Below are 17,321 nucleotides of genomic sequence, written 5' to 3' on the forward strand. Positions count from 1 at the left end.
GTGGGGGCGCCCCCCCCCGGACCGGGGTTCACGTGGGCGACCCCCGTTCACCCGCTGCGTGGGGTCCCCCCGGACGAAGTCTGGGGGAGCGTCAATGTCGCTTAGGACCTATGGCCCTTCGAACTTCCTTGTGAAGCGGTCTACTTGAGGCCGCTGTCGATCGCGGTCGCCAGTTCTCCGTTGGCGGTGTCGCCGCTGAACTCCCAGAAGAACGCGCCGCCCAGGCCCTGGTTCTTGGCCCAGCTCATCTTGCCCGCGATGGTCGCCGGGGTGTCGTACGACCACCAGTTGCTGCCGCAGTGGGCGTACGCCGTGCCGGCGATGGTGCCGGTGGCCGGGCAGGAGTTCTTCAGGATCTTGTAGTCCTCGATGCCCGCCTCGTACGTGCCCGGAGCCGCGCCGGTGGCCGAGCCGCCCGGGGCGGACTGGGTGACTCCGGTCCAGCCGCGGCCGTAGAAGCCGATGCCGAGCAGCAGCTTCTTGGCGGGGACGCCCTTCGCCTTGAGCTTGGCGATGGCGTCGGCCGAGTTGAAGCCGTCCTGCGGGATGCCCGGGTACGAGGTGAGCGGGGAGTGCGGGGCGGTCGGGCCGTCCTTGTCGAAGGCGCCGAAGTAGTCGTAGGTCATCACGTTGTACCAGTCGAGGTACTGTGCGGCACCGCCGTAGTCGGCCGCGTCGATCTTGCCGCCGGAGGAGCCGTCGGCGGTGATGGCCGCGGTGACCAGGTAGTCCGGGCCGAACTCGTTGCGCAGCGCCTGGGAGAGGGTCTTGAAGGCCGCCGGACCGGACGTGTCGCAGGTCAGGCCGCAGGCGTTCGGGTACTCCCAGTCGATGTCGATGCCGTCGAAGACGTCGGCCCAGCGCGGGTCCTCCACGACGGCCTTGCAGGACTTGGCGAACGCGGCGGCGTTCTGCGCGGCCTGGCCGAAGCCGCCGGAGTAGGTCCAGCCGCCGAAGGAGTACAGCACCTTGATGTGCGGGTACTTCGCCTTCAGCTGGCGCAGCTGGTTGAAGTTGCCGCGCAGCGGCTGGTCCCAGGTGTCGGCGGTGCCGCTGACGGACTGGTCGGCGGTGTAGGCCTTGTCGTAGGCGGCGTAGGTGTCGTCGACGGTGCACTGACCGTTCTTGACGTTGCCGAACGCGTAGTTGATGTGGGTGATCTTCGACGCGGTGCCCGACGTCACGAGGTTCTTGACGTGGTAGTTGCGGCCGTAGACGCCCCACTCGGTGAAGTAGCCGAGCTTGACCTTGTCGCCGGTGGGCGGGGGCTCGGTGGTGCCGCCGGTGGTGCGGACGCGGACGGAGCCGCTGACCGGGCCGGTCTGGTCGGCGGTGTCGCGCGCCTGCACGGAGTAGGAGTAGTCCGTGCCCTTGGTCAGGCCGGTGTCCGTGTACGAGGTCGTCGTCACGGTGGCGACCTTGGCGCCGTCGCGCAGGACGTCGTAGTTCTTGACGCCCTTGTCGTCGGTGGCGGCGGACCAGCTCAGCTTCACCGAGGTGTCGGTGATGCCGGAGGCGGTCGGGGTGCCGGGGGCGCTCGGCGCGCTGTCGCCGGGCTCGGTGGTGCCGCCGTCGCAGCTGCCGCCGTTGAGTTTGCAGTTGGCGGGGGAGCCGGAGCCGGAGCCGTTGAAGCCGAAGGTGACGGAGGCCCCGGGGGCGAGGGTGCCGTTCCAGGACTTGTTCTTCGCGGTCCAGTGGGTGCCGGAGGAGGTGACGTCGGCGTCCCAGGCGGAGGTGACGGAGGTGCCGGAGGGGAAGTCCCACTCGACGGTCCAGGAGCTGAGGGCGGTGGTGCCGGTGTTCTTCACCGTCCACTTGCCCTCGAAGCCGGAGCCCCAGTCCTGGGTCTTGGCGTAGGTCGCGGTGGCGGACGTCGCTGCCTGGGCCGGGCTCGCCAGGCCGACGAGGCCGGCGAAGGGGAGCAACAGGGTCGCGAACCCTGCCGCGGCTCTGTGTCTGAAGCGCATGCTGCGCCTCCTTGATGGAGTTGTGGGGGGCGTGACTGAGCCTCACGCCACACATGGTGCGGTGAGAATAGAAAGGTCTGGACCACCGGTCAATAGGTCTGGACCACCGCGACGCGCTGTGATCAGGGCCGGATCAGATCCCCAACTCCTGCGCGAGCACCGCAGCTTGCACCCGGCTGCGCAGCTCCAGCTTCGCCAGCAGGCGGCTGACGTGCGTCTTCACCGTCGCCTCCGCCATGTCGAGCCGCTCGGCGATGCCCGCGTTGGACAGTCCCTCACCCAGGCAGGACAGCACCTCGCGCTCACGGCGGGTCAGCCGGTCCAGCACCGCCGGGTCGGCCGCGGGCTCCCGGGCCGGCTTCGCGGCGAACTCCGCGATCAGCCGCCGGGTGACCGCGGGGGCGATGAGCCCTTCCCCGCGCGCGACCGTCCTGACCGCCTCCAGCAGGTCCCGCGCCTCGGTGTTCTTCAGCAGGAAGCCGGCCGCGCCCGCGCGCAGCGCCCCGAACACGTACGCGTCGAGATCGAAGGTGGTCAGCACGAGCACGTCCGCGAGCCCTTCGGCGACGACCTGCCGGGTGGCCGACACCCCGTCCAGACGGGGCATCTGAACGTCCATCAGCACCAGGTCGGGCCGCAGCTCGCGGGCCAGCGCCACCGCCCGCTCGCCGTCCGGCGCCTCGCCGACCACCTCGATGTCGGGCGCGCTGCGCAGGATGAGGACCAGGCCTGCGCGGACGGCCGACTGGTCCTCGGCGACCAGGACGCGGATCATGCGGTGTCTCCTTCGGCGGTGTCGCTGACGGGCAGGGCGGCGCGGACGGCCCAGATCCTGCCGTCCGGCGAGTCCTCGGGGCCGGCCTCGAAGGTGCCGTCCAGCAGCGCGGCGCGCTCCCGCATGCCGACCAGGCCGGCTCCCGAGCCGGGGGCCGTGGGCCCGTCGCGGTCGCCGTAGGGGCTGGTCACCTGGACCGTCAGGACTCCGTCGCAGCGGGCCAGGGACACGGTGACCCGGCCGGCGCCGGCGTGCTTGAGGGCGTTGGTGAGGGACTCCTGGACGATGCGGTAGGCGGCGAGCTCCACCGGTGCCGGCACCGCGCCCCGGGCCGCGTCGAGGGCCGCGTCGAGGCTGACGTCGAGGCCGTTGGTGCGGGCGTTGTCCACCAGGGCGCCGAGGCCGTCGAGGGTGGGGGCGGCGACCGGTTCGGTGTCGCCGCTGGAGTCGCGCAGGATCCCGATGAGCCGCCGCATCTCCGCGAGTCCCTCGACGCTGTTCTCGCGGATGACCATCAGCGCCTCCTGCGAGGTCCTGGCGTCCTGGAGGGAGAGGGCGGCCGTGGAGTGGATGGCGATCGCGGAGAGGTGGTTGGCGACCATGTCGTGCAGTTCGCGGGCCATCCGGGCCCGCTCGGCGGTGACGGCCTGGGTGCGGTCCATCTCGGCGAGCAGCGCGGTCTGCTCGGCGCGCAGCCGGGCCGCCTCCGCGGCGTCGCGGTGGTTGCGGACGATCAGGCCGGTGGCGGCGGGCCCGAAGGTGACCAGGCCGGTGAGCACGCCGATGAGCAGCGCTTCGGGCTCGCGCCAGATCGCGAACGGCACCACGGCCCCGGCCACCGTGAGCAGCCCGGTGATCCGCGGGATGCGGTGGGCCGAGGCGGGCGGCCCGTACAGGACGGCCGCGTACATCAGGTCGGTGTACAGCAGGATCGTGACCAGGTTGCCCTGGGTGACGAGGTCCAGCACCAGCGCGGGGGTGCCGATCAGCAGGGCGGCGCGGGGGGCGCTGCGGCGCAGCAGCTCGCAGCCCGCCATGACCACCAGCGGCAGCAGCAGGGGCCAGCGCCCGGGCAGGAGCACGTACGGCTCGGTGTGCGTACGGGTGGCCAGGCCGACACCCCACAGCAGCAGCCCGCCGAGCAGACCGCCCAGCGCGACGTGGACGTCGAAGCGGCGGGGGCGGGGGAAGCGTGCGGCCATGGCCCCATCCAACACGGCCGCCGTGCCCCGCGCCTGATTCCCGCGAAGGGTCCTGGGCTGCATCTTTAGATGTACCGAGGGTTCGTCACGCGCGACGACGATTCCGGCCGCGCCGCCCGGGAGCCTGGAAGGGTGACCGAGAGGAGCGAACCGTGATCGTCGCCTTGATCGCCGCCTGTGAGATCGGCTTCTGGGTGCTGCTGGCGGCCGGGCTGGCCTTCCGCTACCTGCTGCGCATGCCGCGTACGGGGCTGGCGCTGCTGCTGTGCGAGCCGCTGCTGGAGGTCGTCCTGCTGGTCGCCACCGCGCTGGACCTGAGGAACGGCGCGGATCCCGACTGGACCCACGGGCTGGCCGCGCTGTACATCGGCTACACCGTCGGTCACGGCCACCGCACGGTGAAGTGGCTCGACGGGCACGCGGCCCACCGCTTCGGTGGGGCCCCGCCGCCCCGGAAGCCACCGCAGTACGGCATGGCCCGGGCCCGTCACGAGGGCAGGGTCTGGCTGGGCACGGTGCTGGGCGCCGCCGTCGCGACCGCGCTCCTGCAGCTCGCCATCTGGTACGTGGACGACCCGAGCCGCGTGACCTCCCTGGAGAGCTGGCGCTACGTGGCCTGGCGTGCGGCCGGGATCCACGGCCTGGTCGCGCTGAGTTATCTGATCTGGCCGCGGAAGGCCCCTGCGGGCGAGCCCGCGGGGGAGGCGGTCACCGACCCGAAGGAGAGGCTCCACCGATGAGCGAGGCGAAGCAGTACGCGACAGAGGGTGTCGTCACGCTGCCCGAGGTCGGCGTCGTGATGACGATCGTCGGCGGGGTCCTCTCCGCCAACGGCCTCCGCACGCCGCGGGGCCTGACCTAGCGCTCCCCGCCGGGCACCCACAGCACGTCTCCGGCCTCCTTGTTCGCCGTCCTCGCGAGGATGAACAGGAGGTCGGAGAGGCGGTTCAGGTAGGTCGCCGTGAGGGGGTTCATCGTCTCGGCGTGGACCTCCAGGGCCGCCCAGGTCGAGCGTTCCGCCCGGCGGACCACCGTGCAGGCCTGGTGCAGCAGGGCCGCGCCCGCCGTGCCGCCCGGCAGGATGAAGGAGCGGAGCTTGTCCAGCCGCTCGTTGAAGCGGTCGCAGTCGGCCTCCAGCCGGTCGATGTAGAACTGCTCGACCCGCAGCGGCGGGTACTCCGGGTTCTCCACCACCGGCGTGGACAGGTCCGCACCCACGTCGAACAGGTCGTTCTGCACGCGGGTGAGGACCTCGACGACCTCCTCGTCCAGGCCGCCCAGGGCGATCGCGGTGCCGATCACGGCGTTCGCCTCGTTGGCGTCGGCGTACGCCGAGATCCGCAGGTCCGTTTTGGCGACCCGGCTCATGTCGCCGAGGGCGGTCGTGCCCTGGTCGCCGGTCCTCGTGTAGATGCGCGTCAGATTGACCATGCGGCCAGCGTAGTTACGCCCCGGCGGATCGGAACACGCGTGTGCCCACCGTCACGGACAGCGCGGTCAGGCCGAGGGCCACCAGCACGCCGTGGAGCATGTCGGCCGTCGCGTAGCTGCCGACGTAGGCGTCGCGCACCGCGTCCACCAGATAGCGGAACGGCATGAGGTGCGACAGGACGTCCAGCCACGCCGGCCCCAGGGACATCGGCAGCATCAGGCCGGACAGCAGCATCGAAGGCATCGTCAGCGCGTTGACCGCCGGGCCGAACCCCTGCGGGGTGCTCAGCTTCATCGCCAGCGCGTACGACAGCGCGGACAGCGACACGGTGAGCAACGCGACGAAGCCGAAGCCGATCAGGACGCCGGCCAGCGGCGCCCGCAGGCCCATCGCCACCGCCGCCAGCACCAGCAGCACGGCCTGGAAGACGAAGACCGTGGCCTCCCGCAGCACCCGCCCGAGCAGCAGGGCCAGCCGGCTGACCGGGGTCACCCGCATCCGCTCGACCACTCCCTGCCCCTTCTCCAGGATGATGGTGAAGCCCGCGAACGACGCCCCGAACAGGCCCAGTTGGAGCAGCAGCCCGGGGACCAGGACCTGCCAGGAGCTGCCCGGCTCGTCGAGCGGCAGACCGGTCAGCAGTGGGCCGAAGAACAGCAGGTACAGCAGCGGCATCAGCACGCCGAACAGCAGCGCGAAGCGTGAGCGCAGGGACTGGCGCAGGTAGCGGCCGTAGACGAGGGCCGTGTCGTGGAGCAGCATCGGTGACTTCCTAGACGGCTACGGGGGCGGTGTCGGCGGGCGTGGCGCTGCGGCCGGTGACGGCGAGGAACGTGTCGTTCAGCGAGGCGTCGAGCGAGCCGCCGTACCGCAGCTTCAGCGCGCTCGGGGTGCCCTCGGCGGCGACCACGCCCCGGTCGACGATCACCAGCCGGTCGGAGAGGGCGTCGGCCTCGTCGAGGTAGTGGGTGGTCAGGAAGACGGTGGTGCCCTGCTCGTCGCGCAGCCGCCGCACCAGGTCCCACAGGTCGGCGCGGCTGCCCGGGTCGAGCCCGGTCGTCGGCTCGTCCAGGAACAGCACCTTCGGGCGGTGGGTGAGCGCCATCGCGATGTCCAGCCGCCGCCGTTGCCCGCCGGAGAGCGCGCCGCACTTGCGGTCGAGCAGCTCGGCCAGGCCCAGCTCACCGGCCAGCTCCTCGGCGCGCTCGGCGGCCCGCGTCCGGCTCAGCCGGTACAGACGCCCCTGGGTGACCAGTTCCTCGCGCACGCTGATCTGCGGGTCGACCCCGCCGGACTGGGCCACGTAACCGCAGGCCCGGCGCACTCCGGCCGGGTCGGTCGCCAGGTCGTGGCCCGCGACGGTGGCGGCGCCGCCGGTCGGCTCCAGCAGGGTCGTCAGCATCCGCAGGGTCGTCGTCTTGCCGGCGCCGTTCGGGCCGAGGAAGCCGAGGATCTCGCCCTCGCGGACGGTCAGGTCGATGCCGCGTACGGCCTGGACGGGGCCGCGCTTGGTCGTGAAGGTACGGGCCAGACCGGCCGTACTGATGATTGCCATGCCGCCCAGAAAAACAGAATGCCTCAAATTTTGCAATGCCCCCAAGATTTGGCAGACCCCAGGGAACGCTAGGATGCGGGCATGGCTGAAGGGCTCAGGGAACGGAAGAAGCGCGAGACCAGGCAGCGCATCTCCGACATCGCCACCGGGCTGTTCCTGGAGCACGGGTTCGTGAGCGTGACCATGGCGGACGTGGCGGAGGCGGCCGACGTCTCCGTGAACACCGTCTACAACTACTTCCCGGCCAAGGAAGACCTCTTCTTCGACCGCTCCGCGGGGGTCGTCGACCGGCTCTCCCGCTGGGTGCGCGGCCGGGACGCGGCGGAGTCGGCCGCCCGGGCGGTGCTGCGGGAACTGCGCGCCGAGGTCGAGGCCGTCTCCCCCCGGATCGGCCTCATCGAGGGCTACGACCGCTTCATGCGGTGCGTCGAGGAGGCGCCGCCGCTGCGCTCCCGGCTGTGGCGCATCCAGCAGGAGGTCCAGGAGAACCTGGAGGCGACCCTCCGCGAGGAGACCCGTGCCGCGGTCGGCGACCCGCTGCCGGGGCTGATCGCCGGTCAGATCTGCTGGGTCCACGGCACCCTCTTCGCCTCGATCGGCCGCGAGATGGCCCGGGGGCGCAATCCGGGCGAAGTATCCCGGGAGATGCTCGGGCTCCTCGACGACATCGAGGGCCTGTTGAGCGAGCAGGTGCTCAACTACGCCGTCCGTGGCGCGTAATGACCCTCGCCGGTGTGACGTCCGTCATGTGAGACGTGACGCGCATTACTTACCGGTCACACGGGCCCTCACGAGCGCTAGTGTCCGCCCGAGAGGCAGACACAAGCAGCGCGTCAGGGGAGTCGCACAGTGGCACGGAAGCTCGCCGTCATCGGAGCCGGCCTCATGGGATCCGGCATCGCCCAAGTCTCCGCACAGGCGGGCTGGGACGTGGTCCTGCGCGACGTCACCGACGAGGCGCTGACGCGGGGCACCGACGGCATCAAGGCGTCGTACGACAAGTTCGTCGCCAAGGGCAGGCTGGAGGCGCACGACGCCGACGCCGCCCTCGCCCGCATCACCGCGACCACCGACCTGGACGCCGCGGCCGACGCGGACGTCGTCGTCGAGGCCGTGTTCGAGAAGCTGGAAGTCAAGCACGAGATCTTCCGCGCGCTCGACAAGATCGTGAAGGACGAGGCGATCCTCGCCTCCAACACCTCCGCCATCCCGATCACCAAGATCGCGGCCGCGACGGAGCGTCCCGAGCGGGTCGTCGGCACGCACTTCTTCTCGCCGGTGCCGATGATGCAGCTGTGCGAACTCGTCCGCGGCTACAAGACCAGCGACGAAACCCTCGCCACCGCCCGCGAGTTCGCCGAGTCGGTCGGCAAGACCTGCATCGTCGTCAACCGCGACGTCGCCGGGTTCGTGACGACCCGCCTCATCTGCGCCCTGGTCGTCGAGGCCGCGAAGCTGCAGGAGTCCGGCGTGGCCAGCGCCGAGGACATCGACCTGGCCTGCAAGCTGGGCTTCGGCCACGCCATGGGCCCGCTGGCCACGGCGGACCTGACGGGCGTCGACATCCTGCTGCACGCCACGAACAACATCTACACCGAGTCCCAGGACGAGAAGTTCGCCGCCCCCGAGTCGATGCGCCGGATGGTTGACGCCGGTGACATCGGCCGCAAGAGCGGGCAGGGCTTCTACAAGCACTGAAACCGCACATGCCCCGGGGGGCATCACACCCCCGGGTGAATTCGGTATCGGTTCGCTTACAGGAAGCAACCTCTGACTCCTCCACACAGTCAGAGGTTGCATCACCCAAAACCAGAACGCGGAGCACGATTCGCACGCACGGGGAGCGCATATGCACATCAGGGGCGACCACGCCGAGCTGGTCGTCGGGGGCCGCCTCGACGTCCGGAGCGCGGCGGACGCCCGTACGGTCCTGCACTCGGCCGTCGACGACGGCGTCGGCGACCTCGTGCTCGACCTGTCCGAACTGGACTCCTGGGACGCCACCGGCCTGGGCGTGATCATGGGTGCCCACCGGCGGGCCGGCCGCTGCGGCCGACGCCTGGTGCTGCGCGGTGTACCGCCGCAGATGCAGCGCCTGCTGGTGGCCACACGCCTGCACCGAATCCTGGCGATCGAGGGGGGCATCGGGGTGGAGACACTGCCCCGCGTGTGACCCCGCGTACGGGTGTGAACCGGGCGACCGGGGAGACCCGGACGGACGTCGTCGAACCGTGCGACGCGCACAATCCTCACGAGACCGTGACGTTACGGACGCCGCGGTACCCCGGACTGTCGTAGATACTGTGCGAAGGTTTAGGGTTCGGCTGCCCGCTGCCTTGTCACCCTTCTAGCGGGCCCGGACCAGAAGCGACAGCGCGGTGTGCAGCAAGGCCGGGAGGGGCTTTCACAGCACACACCCGCTTTTGGGGGGCTTGACCTATGGACCCGAACACCCGGGGACCCGAGGAGTACGGCCACGAAGGCGACGGCCAGGGGCCGCGCCAGCGCCCGCCCCGGGAATCCCTCACACCCGACTTCGGACAGCACGCGCCCGCGCTCGCCCGCACGGTGCAGCTCGTCTCCGGCGACTTCCTGCTGACGGTCAACCCCGTCGACGGCAGCGAGATAGAAGCCTGCCCACCCGCCGAGCGGCCCGCCCGGCCCGTGAAGCTCACCACGGCCGAGCGCGCCGAGGCCGAGCGCGCGGCCCGGCCGCCCGTCCCGGCCGGACCCGCACAGCCCGCCCTGCCGCTGCTCGCCCGGCAGGACGAGCGCGAGCAACTGGTGCGCCTGCTCGCCCGCGGCCGCTCCGTCCGCCTCACCGGCCCGGCCGGCTCCGGCCGCACGCGGCTGCTCGACCTCGTCGCCGAGGACTGCGCGGACCTCGCCCCCGACGGGGTGGTCCGCCTCAACGGCTTCGGCCGCAGCTCGGCGGATCTGCTGTACGACCTGTTCCACGCGGTGTACAGCGCCCCCCTGCACCGCCCGGACCGGGACGAACTGCTCAGCCACCTCGGGGAGATCGGCGCCGTCGTCGTCCTCGACGACCTGCAGTTCGGCGGAGCCGCGCTCGACGAGTTGCTGGACGCCACCCCCGAGTGCGCCTTCCTGCTCGGCGCCACCCCGGACGTGCCCGCCCCGTCCGCCGGCGCCGCGATCGAGGAGGTCCTCCTCGGCGGCCTGGAGCGCGCGGACGGACTCGACCTGCTGGAGCACGCCGTCGGCCGGCCCCTCACCGAGGAGGAGTCCAACTGGGCGGGCGACCTCTGGTTCGAGTCCGAGGGCCTGCCCCTGCGGTTCGTCCAGGCCGGTGCCCTGCTGCGGCAGCGCGACCGGCTGCGCGCCGGCGCCGGGGCCGTCGACGAGTTCGGCGTCTTCGAGGACGCCCCTCCGGCCGACGCCGCGGGCGCGTACGACCTGGATGACGACGTACCGCTGCCCTCGCTGGGCGAGGCCGCCGCGCCCGCGCCGCTGCTCGCCTCCCGGCTGAGCGCCTCCGCGCGGGCCACGCTGCGGTTCGCCGTCGCCCTCGACGGCGAGATCCCGCACCAGGCGCATCTGCCCGCCCTGGTCGGCGACACCCACGCGGACGCCGCGCTCGGCGAACTGGTCTCGTGCGGACTGGTCTCCCCGGTCGGCTCCCGCTACCGGCTCGCCGCGGGCGTCCCCGCGCAGCTGGAGGCCGCCGGATACGCCGACGAGGCCGAGGCCTGCGCCCGCAGCGCCGCCCAGCACTACTCCTGGTGGGCCGGGCACCCCTCGGTCACTCCCGAGCGTGTGTGCGCCGAGGCCGACGCGCTCCTCGCCGCCCTCACCGTGCTCGGGCCGCTCGCCACTTCGGCCACCGAGGGCGAGGAGAGCGCGGCCGTGCACCTGGCCCGCACCGCCGCGCCCGCGTTCGCCGCCGGACTGCACTGGAGCGCCTGGGAGCGGACCCTGCGGGCCGGCGCCGAAGCCGCCCGGCTCGCCGGGGACGTCGCCGAACAGGCCTACTTCCACCACGAGCTCGGCATCCTCGCCCTGTGCGGCGGCAGCCTCGACCGGGCCCGCAGCGAACTGGAAACCTCCATCGGCCTGCGCGGCGCCCTCTCCGACAAGCGCGGCACGGTCGCGGGCCGGCGGGCCCTCGCCCTGGTCGCCGACCGCTCGGGCACGCCGATCGGGCTCGGGCCGACCGCGGCGGAGGAGGTGCCCGACGCCCGGTACGAGGAGTCGGCGTCGCCCTCCGGCGGTGTCCCGGCAGCCTTCCCGACGCTCCAGCCGCCCACGACCCCGGCCCTGATCACCCACCGCAGTTCCCCCGCGCCCTCCCGCAAGGCCCGGGGCGGGCTCAAGGGGCTGGCCCGGCGCAACCTCGTGGCCGCCGGTGCGGGCGCCCTGCTCGTCGCCGTGCTCGGCACGGTCGTGACGCTCGGCGCCACCTCCGACAACGAGCCGAACGTGCCCTCCGACCAGGTGGGCGTTAACCCCTCGGCCAGCCAGGGCGTGGGCGACGGCAGCCTGGGCGCCGACCCCGCGGCCAACGACGGCGACGGCGGCCCCGGCGCCGCGACCGGCCGTCCCACCGACCCGGGCCCGGACGGCACGCTGGGCACCTCGGACGATCCGACCCCGACCGGCTCCCCGAGCGGCTCGGCGGACCCGAGCGATTCCGCGTCACCGTCGAAGCCGCCGTCGTCCTCGAAGCCGCCGTCCTCGTCGAAGCCGCCGTCCTCGTCGAAGCCGCCGACGACGTCGAAGCCGCCGACGACGTCCGAGCCGCCCACGTCGGACCCGCCGACGTCCGACCCGCCCACCTCGGAGCCCCCGACGTCCGACCCGCCGTCCTCGCCGTCCACGTCCAACTCGGCGAGCGGCCCGGCCTCCAGCGCCCCCGCCAGCACCTCGGCGAGCGCGCCGGAGGGCGGCTCGGGGGCGCCGAGCGGCTCCCCGTCGGTGATCTGACGCCCGTACGCACGAAGGGGCCGGGTCCGCTCAGCGGACCCGGCCCCTTCGTGCGTGGAGGGGTCAGAACAGGCGCAGCTTGTCGTCCTCGATGCCGCGCAGGGCGTCGTAGTCGAGGACCTGGCAGCCGATGCCCCGGTCGGTCGCGAGGACGCGGGCCTGGGGCTTGATCTCCTGAGCCGCGAAGATGCCGCGCACCGGGGCGAGATGGGGATCGCGGTTCAGCAGCTCCAGGTAGCGCGTCAGCTGCTCCACACCGTCGATCTCACCGCGCCGCTTGATCTCCACGGCGACGGTCCCCCCGTCGGCGTCCCGGCACAGGATGTCCACCGGGCCGATGGCCGTCGGGTACTCGCGGCGGATGAGCGTGTAGCCCTCGCCGAGTGTCTCGATGCGGTCGGCGAGCAGCTCTTGCAGGTGCGCTTCCACGCCGTCCTTGATCAGGCCCGGATCGACGCCCAGTTCGTGCGAGGAGTCGTGGAGGACTTCCTCCATCGTGATGATGAGCTTCTCGCCCGCCTTGTTGATGACGGTCCAGACGCCCTCATCCTCGCCGGTGCCCTCCTTCAGGGTGCAGGGCGGCGACATCCAGTTCAGGGGCTTGTAGGCCCGGTCGTCGGCGTGGATCGAGACGCTGCCGTCCGCCTTCACCAGGATCAGGCGCGGGGCCGAGGGAAGGTGGGCGGTGAGCCGCCCGGCGTAGTCCACGGAGCAGCGGGCAATGACGAGACGCATGGTCGGCAACGCTACTCGACGGGCGCCGGTCCACGCGATTCGCCCTGGAAAACACGTGTTCGGTAATGGCCGATTGTGTGCACGGTGTGCTCACTGGGAGTGTCTCATCTGCGCATTTTCCTGGTGCCGCCCCCGGCCGTTGCTTACGGTATGAACGGGAGGTCGCGGTGCGTGTACGCAGCGTGTCCGGTATCGCGCTCTCCCTCATCTGTCAGGCAACCCCTGCTCCTTGGGGGTGCGAGAGGAGAACTCATGTCGCTCGACGTCTCACCGGCCCTACTCGATCAGGCCGAGCGAGGCGAGGTCGACGAAGCGGAATTCGTCGACTGCGTCCGGACCTCCCTGCCCTATGCGTGGGAGATGATCAGCTCCCTGGTGGCCCAGCTGAAGGTGGACGGCGGCACGTTCGCCGACAACCAGACGCCCCCACCGGACGAGCAGGCACGCGGCCAGCTGCTGCGTGCGCTTGCGAGCGACGCGATACGCGGCGCGCTGCAACGGCACTTCGGTGTGCGCCTGGCCTTCCAGAACTGCCACCGGGTGGCCGTGTTCCCGCTTGACTCCTCGGTCGACGAGACGCTGACCCGCTTCACCTCGATCCGCAGTCAGGTGCTGAACCAGTCGCCCGAGTTCCGGGACTGCTGACGCGGCGCCGCTTGCTTGCCGCTCCGTACGGGGGAGGTGCAGTGCTGTACCGGAGCGGCAAGCCCCCAGGAAGTCACCGCGTCCTCAGACGAGTTGGGGGAGCACCTCGGCCCCCAGCCGCCGTACGTTCTCCTCGGTCGCCGCCAGGTCCCCGGAGCCCTCGACCAGCAGCGCGAAGCGGGTGATGCCCGTCCGCTCGCTGGTCGCCGCCAGCCGGTCCGCGCACAGCCGCGGGGTGCCCACCGGGTGCAGCCCGCAGAGCAGTTCGGTGTACGCCAGGGGGTCGCGCATCCGGCGCGTGCGCCCGTCGACCGTGACATGGGCCTCCAGGCCCTGCTTCAGCCAGCCCGGCATGGCCTTCAGCAGCGTCTCCGCCGCGTCGATCCTCCGGTCCCCGATCTGGCAGACACCGGCCGAGACATGGGAGGCGCGGTGGATCTCCTCCGCCGGCCGCCCGGACCACCGCGCGTACCGCCGCCACAGGGCGACCATCTCCGCCTTCTCCTCGTCCCCCACGTGCATCCCGAGGAGCATCGACAGCCCGCGCTCGGCCGCCAGCCGCACACTCGCCGGCGACGTACAGGCGACGACGAGCTCGGGTCCGGCGACCTCGGTGAGTGCCTCCGAGGGCCGGGGCACCACCGGGACTTCACGGAAGCGGTACCGCTCCCCGTCGGCCGCCACGGACGGCTCGCGCAGCCACCGCCGCAGGACGTCAAGGGACTCCGGGAACCCCTTCTCGTAGGCCTCCAGGCCCGCGCCGAACACCTCCAGGTCGACCCACGGGCCACCGCGCCCGACGCCGAGCGTGAAACGGCCGCCGCTCGTGTGGTGCAACAGCGCCGCCTGTTCGCCGAGGGCCACGGGGTGGACGGTGGGCAGCACGCTGACCGCCGTACCGACCCGGACACGGCGGGTGCGGCCCAGCAGGAAGGCGGCCAGGGTGATGGCCGACGGGCACGTGCCGTACGGCACGAAGTGGTGTTCGGCCAGCCAGACCGTGTCGAGCCCGGCCTCCTCGGCCACCTCGGCCGAGCGGACCGCGCGGTGCAGCGCCTCTCCCTCGCCCTGACCGGGGAACTGGGCTGCCAACACGAAACTTCCAACGCGCATTGCTTTCCTGCTTCCTTGGCTCCGACACGGAGCTCCCCACAGGGCATAACCGTCTGACACGTGCCGAGGACACGGCCGGCCGGGGCAATTTGCGGATTGTCTGCAGAATGCGGCGCTCCGCGAGGGATTCGGCAGACCCCGCGGGCGGGTCCGGGGGAGAGCCCGCCCCGCCCGGGAGGGACTTGTGGCGATTGGTGCCGTACGCGTACCCCGCCGTGCGCCGCGTAGGCTGGACACGGCCCGCTTCCTGTATAGCCCCGAGAGGTGTCCCGTGTCCCCGCGTCGTAACCGACCCAAGGGCGCCGGATCGTCCGGCCGGACTGCCGAGGACGAGAACGGCCGCTACGGCGGCTGGCAGTCCTCGGAGCACTGGCGGGGCGAGAACTGGAGCGTGCGGCACGTGGCCGGCGCCAGCGCGCAGGGCAAGTCCTACCGCTGCCCCGGGTGCGACCAGTTGATCCCCGACGGGGTGCCGCACGTGGTGGCGTGGGCCGAGCACGCGGGCGTCGACGACAGACGGCACTGGCACAAGGCCTGCTGGAACGCGCGGGACCGCCGCACCCCGGGGGTGCGGCGGTCCCGTAACGCGCCGAGGTTCTGACCGGACTCAGACGTCCCGCTTCTCCAGCAGAGCGAAGGCGGCGGCGAAGGCGACGGCCGTGGCGCCGAGCATGATCCACAGCGGGTCCCAGCCGGACGGGCCGGACGTGCTGAGGGAGTTGGAGTAGAAGACGCTGAGCTGGTTCGGGATCGAGTACTCGAACAGCGCGTCGCGGACGTCCTGCAGCGACTCCGCGAACATGAACAGCGCGATCACCAGCGGGGCCAGGACGGCGCCGATCATGATGGTGATGGCGCCCGCCGAGTGCCGGATGATCGAGCCGACGGCCAGCGAGAGCAGGCCGAGCAACGCGACGTAGGCGGCGATGCCGACCGTGGCCTTCAGCCACTCACCACCGGAGGGGGACCTGGCGCCGTCGCCCTCCAGCATCGCCACGTGCATGACGGCCACGAGGGCCGCGGACACCAGCGTCACGACGAACGCGACCAGGAAGAACACCACGGCCTTCGCCGCCAGTACCCGGCCGCGGCTCGGGCAGGCGACCATCGTGGTGCGGATCATGCCCGTGCCGTACTCCGAGGCCGTGGTCAGCACGCCCAGCGTGATGATGCACATGCTGCCCAGGAGCAACCCGAAGAACCCCAGGCCGAGCGGGCTCTCGCCGCCCAGGGCCGGGTCGGAGTTGGCCACCACCACGCCGGTCAGCGTGCCGATGCCGATGACGAGCAGGACGAACACGCCGAGCGTCCACAGGGTGGAGCGCACCGACCTGATCTTCGTCCACTCGGACGCGATGGCGTTCCCGAGGTGCGTGCGCACGATGGGGATCGGCGAGGTGTAGCCGGACGGAAACGCGGTGCCGGGCGCCGCCGGCCAGGCGGGCGCGGCCTGCGGCATCTGGGACTGGGGGCTGCTCATCGGGCGTCCTCGGGCTTGGTCAGGTCGGCGGTCGGGGCGGCGGCTGGAGCGGACGGCGCGGCGGCGGGCCGGGGCGCGGGTGCCGCGTCCGCCTGCGGCGCGGCCGGAGCGCCGGCGTGGGCCTGACCCGCCGGGGCCTGCGGCGCGGGCGCCACGGAGGCGTCAGCCGGCCGGTCGGCCCCGACCTGCGGCGCGGGCTGCGGGGCGCTCTGCGGGGCACCCTGGGGCGTCTGGACCGGCTGGGGCGCGGGCTGGGCGTACGGGTTGGGGCTGCCCGGCCCGGAGGGGTCCTGGGCGGCCCCGTACGGTCCCGCCGGGGCCGGTCCCGGGGCGCCCTGCGGCGGCATCGGGAACGGCTGCCCGCCCTGCTGGGGCGGCGGCGGGGCGTACCACCCCGGCTGTCCCTGGCCCGGTACCGGCATCGGCGGCTGCACACCGGGCGGCAGCGGCTGCTGCAGGCCTTCCTTCTGGTCGATGGTCGAGCGGTAGTCGACCGCGCCCTGCGTCATCCGCATGTACGCCTCCTCCAGCGAGGCCTGGTGCGGCGACAGCTCCCACAGCCGGACGTCGCTGAGGTGTGCGATGTCGCTGATGCGCGGCAGCGGCAGTCCCGTCACGCGCAGCGCGCCGTCCTGCTCGGGCAGCACGTGCCCGCCCGCCTCGGTGAGCGCCGACGACAGCTTCTCCCGCTGCTGCGGCTCCGAGTCCGGCGTGCGCACCCGCGCGAAGTCGGCGGAGTTCGCCGAGATGAAGTCCGTGACGCTCATGTCGGCGAGCAGCTGACCGCGCCCGATGACGATGAGGTGGTCGGCGGTCAGGGCCATCTCGCTCATCAGGTGGGAGGAGACGAAGACCGTCCGGCCCTCCGCGGCGAGCGCCTTCATCAGGTTCCGCACCCAGAGGATGCCCTCGGGGTCGAGGCCGTTGACCGGCTCGTCGAACAGCAGCACCTGCGGGTCCCCGAGCAGCGCCGCGGCGATGCCGAGCCGCTGCCCCATGCCGAGCGAGAAGCCCTTGGACCGCTTCTTGGCAACGTCCTGCAGACCGACGACCCCGAGCACCTCGTCCACCCGCCGGGCCGGGATGCCCGACAGCTGGGCCAGGGACAGCAGGTGGTTGCGGGCGGAGCGGCCGCCGTGCACGGCCTTGGCGTCCAGCAGGGCACCGACCTGACGGGCGGCGTTGGGCAGCCTGCGGTAGGGATAACCGCCGATCGTCACCTGCCCGGCCGTCGGGTTGTCCAGCCCGAGGATCATCCGCATCGTCGTCGACTTGCCCGAACCGTTCGGCCCGAGGAAGCCCGTGACGGCGCCCGGCCGCACCTGGAAGGAAAGGTTGTACACAGCGGTCTTGTCGCCGTAGCGCTTCGTCAGGCCGACTGCTTCGATCATGCTCCGCACCCATCGCAAGGTTCAGGACAGCGGGGCACACGCCCCCGTAAGGGTTAGGAGGATATCGAGGCGCTGACGGTTC

Annotated in this window: 18 protein-coding genes; 8 read left to right on the forward strand and 10 right to left on the reverse strand. The window is 72.1% G+C overall.

The features are described from left to right. Positions 1–140: 140 nt before the first annotated feature. The 3 genes from ABTZ58_RS32435 to ABTZ58_RS32445 all read right to left on the reverse strand — a co-directional run bounded on the left by ABTZ58_RS32435 (position 141) and on the right by ABTZ58_RS32445 (position 3,944). Positions 141–1,967, reverse strand: coding sequence for a glycosyl hydrolase family 18 protein (locus tag ABTZ58_RS32435; RefSeq protein ID WP_351364566.1), 1,827 nt, complete (start codon positions 1,965–1,967; stop codon positions 141–143). A gap of 133 nt (positions 1,968–2,100) precedes the next feature. Then, entirely contained in the window at positions 2,101–2,742 is a 642-nt protein-coding gene (locus tag ABTZ58_RS32440) for a response regulator (RefSeq protein WP_351364569.1), read from the reverse strand. Then, entirely contained in the window at positions 2,739–3,944 is a 1,206-nt protein-coding gene (locus tag ABTZ58_RS32445; protein WP_351364572.1) for a sensor histidine kinase, read from the reverse strand. Before ABTZ58_RS32445 ends, ABTZ58_RS32440 begins: the two co-directional genes overlap by 4 nt. Before the next feature lie 152 nt (positions 3,945–4,096). Between ABTZ58_RS32445 and ABTZ58_RS32450 the strand changes: the two genes are divergently transcribed. Beyond that, the gene (locus ABTZ58_RS32450; protein ID WP_351364575.1) at positions 4,097–4,684 is read left to right on the forward strand and encodes a hypothetical protein; all 588 of its coding nucleotides are present in this window, start codon (positions 4,097–4,099) and stop codon (positions 4,682–4,684) included. Further along, positions 4,681–4,806, forward strand: coding sequence for a DUF5708 family protein (locus ABTZ58_RS32455; RefSeq protein ID WP_351364578.1), 126 nt, complete (start codon positions 4,681–4,683; stop codon positions 4,804–4,806). The genes ABTZ58_RS32450 and ABTZ58_RS32455 overlap by 4 nt, the downstream gene beginning before the upstream one ends. Here the strand turns inward: ABTZ58_RS32455 and ABTZ58_RS32460 are convergent. Genes ABTZ58_RS32460 through ABTZ58_RS32470 form a run of 3 tightly spaced genes read right to left on the reverse strand, consistent with a single transcriptional unit; the run spans position 4,803 to position 6,931 of the window. After that, entirely contained in the window at positions 4,803–5,375 is a 573-nt protein-coding gene (locus ABTZ58_RS32460; protein ID WP_351364580.1) for a cob(I)yrinic acid a,c-diamide adenosyltransferase, read from the reverse strand. The genes ABTZ58_RS32455 and ABTZ58_RS32460 overlap by 4 nt on opposite strands. Before the next feature lie 13 nt (positions 5,376–5,388). Continuing rightward, positions 5,389–6,138, reverse strand: coding sequence for an ABC transporter permease (locus ABTZ58_RS32465; RefSeq protein ID WP_351364583.1), 750 nt, complete (start codon positions 6,136–6,138; stop codon positions 5,389–5,391). Between the two features lie 10 nt (positions 6,139–6,148). Further along, positions 6,149–6,931: an ABC transporter ATP-binding protein gene (locus ABTZ58_RS32470; RefSeq protein ID WP_351364586.1), complete on the reverse strand. Its 783-nt coding sequence runs from the start codon at positions 6,929–6,931 to the stop codon at positions 6,149–6,151. An 81-nt stretch (positions 6,932–7,012) separates the two neighbouring features. Between ABTZ58_RS32470 and ABTZ58_RS32475 the strand changes: the two genes are divergently transcribed. The 4 genes from ABTZ58_RS32475 (at position 7,013) to ABTZ58_RS32490 (ending at position 11,875) form a co-directional block, all read left to right on the forward strand. After that, positions 7,013–7,651: a TetR/AcrR family transcriptional regulator gene (locus ABTZ58_RS32475; RefSeq protein WP_351364589.1), complete on the forward strand. Its 639-nt coding sequence runs from the start codon at positions 7,013–7,015 to the stop codon at positions 7,649–7,651. A 129-nt stretch (positions 7,652–7,780) separates the two neighbouring features. Then, entirely contained in the window at positions 7,781–8,629 is an 849-nt protein-coding gene (locus ABTZ58_RS32480; protein ID WP_309094267.1) for a 3-hydroxyacyl-CoA dehydrogenase family protein, read from the forward strand. A gap of 151 nt (positions 8,630–8,780) precedes the next feature. Beyond that, the gene (locus ABTZ58_RS32485) at positions 8,781–9,104 is read left to right on the forward strand and encodes an STAS domain-containing protein (RefSeq protein WP_003993003.1); all 324 of its coding nucleotides are present in this window, start codon (positions 8,781–8,783) and stop codon (positions 9,102–9,104) included. Positions 9,105–9,370: 266 nt separating this feature from the next. Continuing rightward, positions 9,371–11,875, forward strand: a complete 2,505-nt coding sequence (locus ABTZ58_RS32490; RefSeq protein WP_351364594.1) for an ATP-binding protein — start codon at positions 9,371–9,373, stop codon at positions 11,873–11,875. Between the two features lie 63 nt (positions 11,876–11,938). Here the strand turns inward: ABTZ58_RS32490 and nucS are convergent, their stop codons facing one another. After that, positions 11,939–12,610: an endonuclease NucS gene (gene nucS / locus ABTZ58_RS32495; RefSeq protein WP_351364597.1), complete on the reverse strand. Its 672-nt coding sequence runs from the start codon at positions 12,608–12,610 to the stop codon at positions 11,939–11,941. A 252-nt stretch (positions 12,611–12,862) separates the two neighbouring features. Here nucS and ABTZ58_RS32500 point away from each other — a divergent pair, with 252 nt between their 5' ends. Then, complete coding sequence (locus ABTZ58_RS32500; protein WP_351364600.1) at positions 12,863–13,255, forward strand: SCO5389 family protein; 393 nt, start codon at positions 12,863–12,865, stop codon at positions 13,253–13,255. Between the two features lie 84 nt (positions 13,256–13,339). On the opposite strand, the gene ABTZ58_RS32505 is transcribed toward ABTZ58_RS32500, so the two are convergent. Continuing rightward, complete coding sequence (locus ABTZ58_RS32505) at positions 13,340–14,368, reverse strand: LLM class flavin-dependent oxidoreductase (protein ID WP_351364603.1); 1,029 nt, start codon at positions 14,366–14,368, stop codon at positions 13,340–13,342. Positions 14,369–14,639: 271 nt separating this feature from the next. Between ABTZ58_RS32505 and ABTZ58_RS32510 the strand changes: the two genes are divergently transcribed. Further along, positions 14,640–14,969 (forward strand): Rv1322 family protein, encoded by a 330-nt coding sequence (locus tag ABTZ58_RS32510; protein ID WP_351364606.1) that lies wholly within the window; start codon positions 14,640–14,642, stop codon positions 14,967–14,969. A gap of 6 nt (positions 14,970–14,975) precedes the next feature. On the opposite strand, the gene ABTZ58_RS32515 is transcribed toward ABTZ58_RS32510, so the two are convergent. Continuing rightward, positions 14,976–15,848 (reverse strand): ABC transporter permease subunit, encoded by an 873-nt coding sequence (locus ABTZ58_RS32515; RefSeq protein WP_351364609.1) that lies wholly within the window; start codon positions 15,846–15,848, stop codon positions 14,976–14,978. Further along, entirely contained in the window at positions 15,845–17,239 is a 1,395-nt protein-coding gene (locus ABTZ58_RS32520; RefSeq protein WP_351364612.1) for an ABC transporter ATP-binding protein, read from the reverse strand. Before ABTZ58_RS32520 ends, ABTZ58_RS32515 begins: the two co-directional genes overlap by 4 nt. Positions 17,240–17,321 lie beyond the last annotated feature (82 nt).

This window comes from Streptomyces sp. NPDC094143 (genome assembly GCF_040303825.1).
Taxonomy (GTDB): Bacteria; Actinomycetota; Actinomycetes; order Streptomycetales; family Streptomycetaceae; genus Streptomyces.

Bases quoted from the DNA above. Each gene is read 5' to 3' on its own strand.
- ABTZ58_RS32440 (WP_351364569.1), bottom strand. From the start codon at position 2,742: ATGATCCGCGTCCTGGTCGCCGAGGACCAGTCGGCCGTCCGCGCAGGC.
- ABTZ58_RS32505 (WP_351364603.1), bottom strand. From the start codon at position 14,368: ATGCGCGTTGGAAGTTTCGTGTTGGCAGCCCAGTTCCCCGGTCAGGGC.
- ABTZ58_RS32520 (WP_351364612.1), bottom strand. From the start codon at position 17,239: ATGATCGAAGCAGTCGGCCTGACGAAGCGCTACGGCGACAAGACCGCT.
- ABTZ58_RS32435 (WP_351364566.1), bottom strand. From the start codon at position 1,967: ATGCGCTTCAGACACAGAGCCGCGGCAGGGTTCGCGACCCTGTTGCTC.
- ABTZ58_RS32470 (WP_351364586.1), bottom strand. From the start codon at position 6,931: ATGGCAATCATCAGTACGGCCGGTCTGGCCCGTACCTTCACGACCAAG.
- nucS (WP_351364597.1), bottom strand. From the start codon at position 12,610: ATGCGTCTCGTCATTGCCCGCTGCTCCGTGGACTACGCCGGGCGGCTC.
- ABTZ58_RS32485 (WP_003993003.1), top strand. From the start codon at position 8,781: ATGCACATCAGGGGCGACCACGCCGAGCTGGTCGTCGGGGGCCGCCTC.
- ABTZ58_RS32475 (WP_351364589.1), top strand. From the start codon at position 7,013: ATGGCTGAAGGGCTCAGGGAACGGAAGAAGCGCGAGACCAGGCAGCGC.
- ABTZ58_RS32490 (WP_351364594.1), top strand. From the start codon at position 9,371: ATGGACCCGAACACCCGGGGACCCGAGGAGTACGGCCACGAAGGCGAC.
- ABTZ58_RS32460 (WP_351364580.1), bottom strand. From the start codon at position 5,375: ATGGTCAATCTGACGCGCATCTACACGAGGACCGGCGACCAGGGCACG.
- ABTZ58_RS32465 (WP_351364583.1), bottom strand. From the start codon at position 6,138: ATGCTGCTCCACGACACGGCCCTCGTCTACGGCCGCTACCTGCGCCAG.
- ABTZ58_RS32500 (WP_351364600.1), top strand. From the start codon at position 12,863: ATGTCGCTCGACGTCTCACCGGCCCTACTCGATCAGGCCGAGCGAGGC.
- ABTZ58_RS32515 (WP_351364609.1), bottom strand. From the start codon at position 15,848: ATGAGCAGCCCCCAGTCCCAGATGCCGCAGGCCGCGCCCGCCTGGCCG.
- ABTZ58_RS32445 (WP_351364572.1), bottom strand. From the start codon at position 3,944: ATGGCCGCACGCTTCCCCCGCCCCCGCCGCTTCGACGTCCACGTCGCG.
- ABTZ58_RS32455 (WP_351364578.1), top strand. From the start codon at position 4,681: ATGAGCGAGGCGAAGCAGTACGCGACAGAGGGTGTCGTCACGCTGCCC.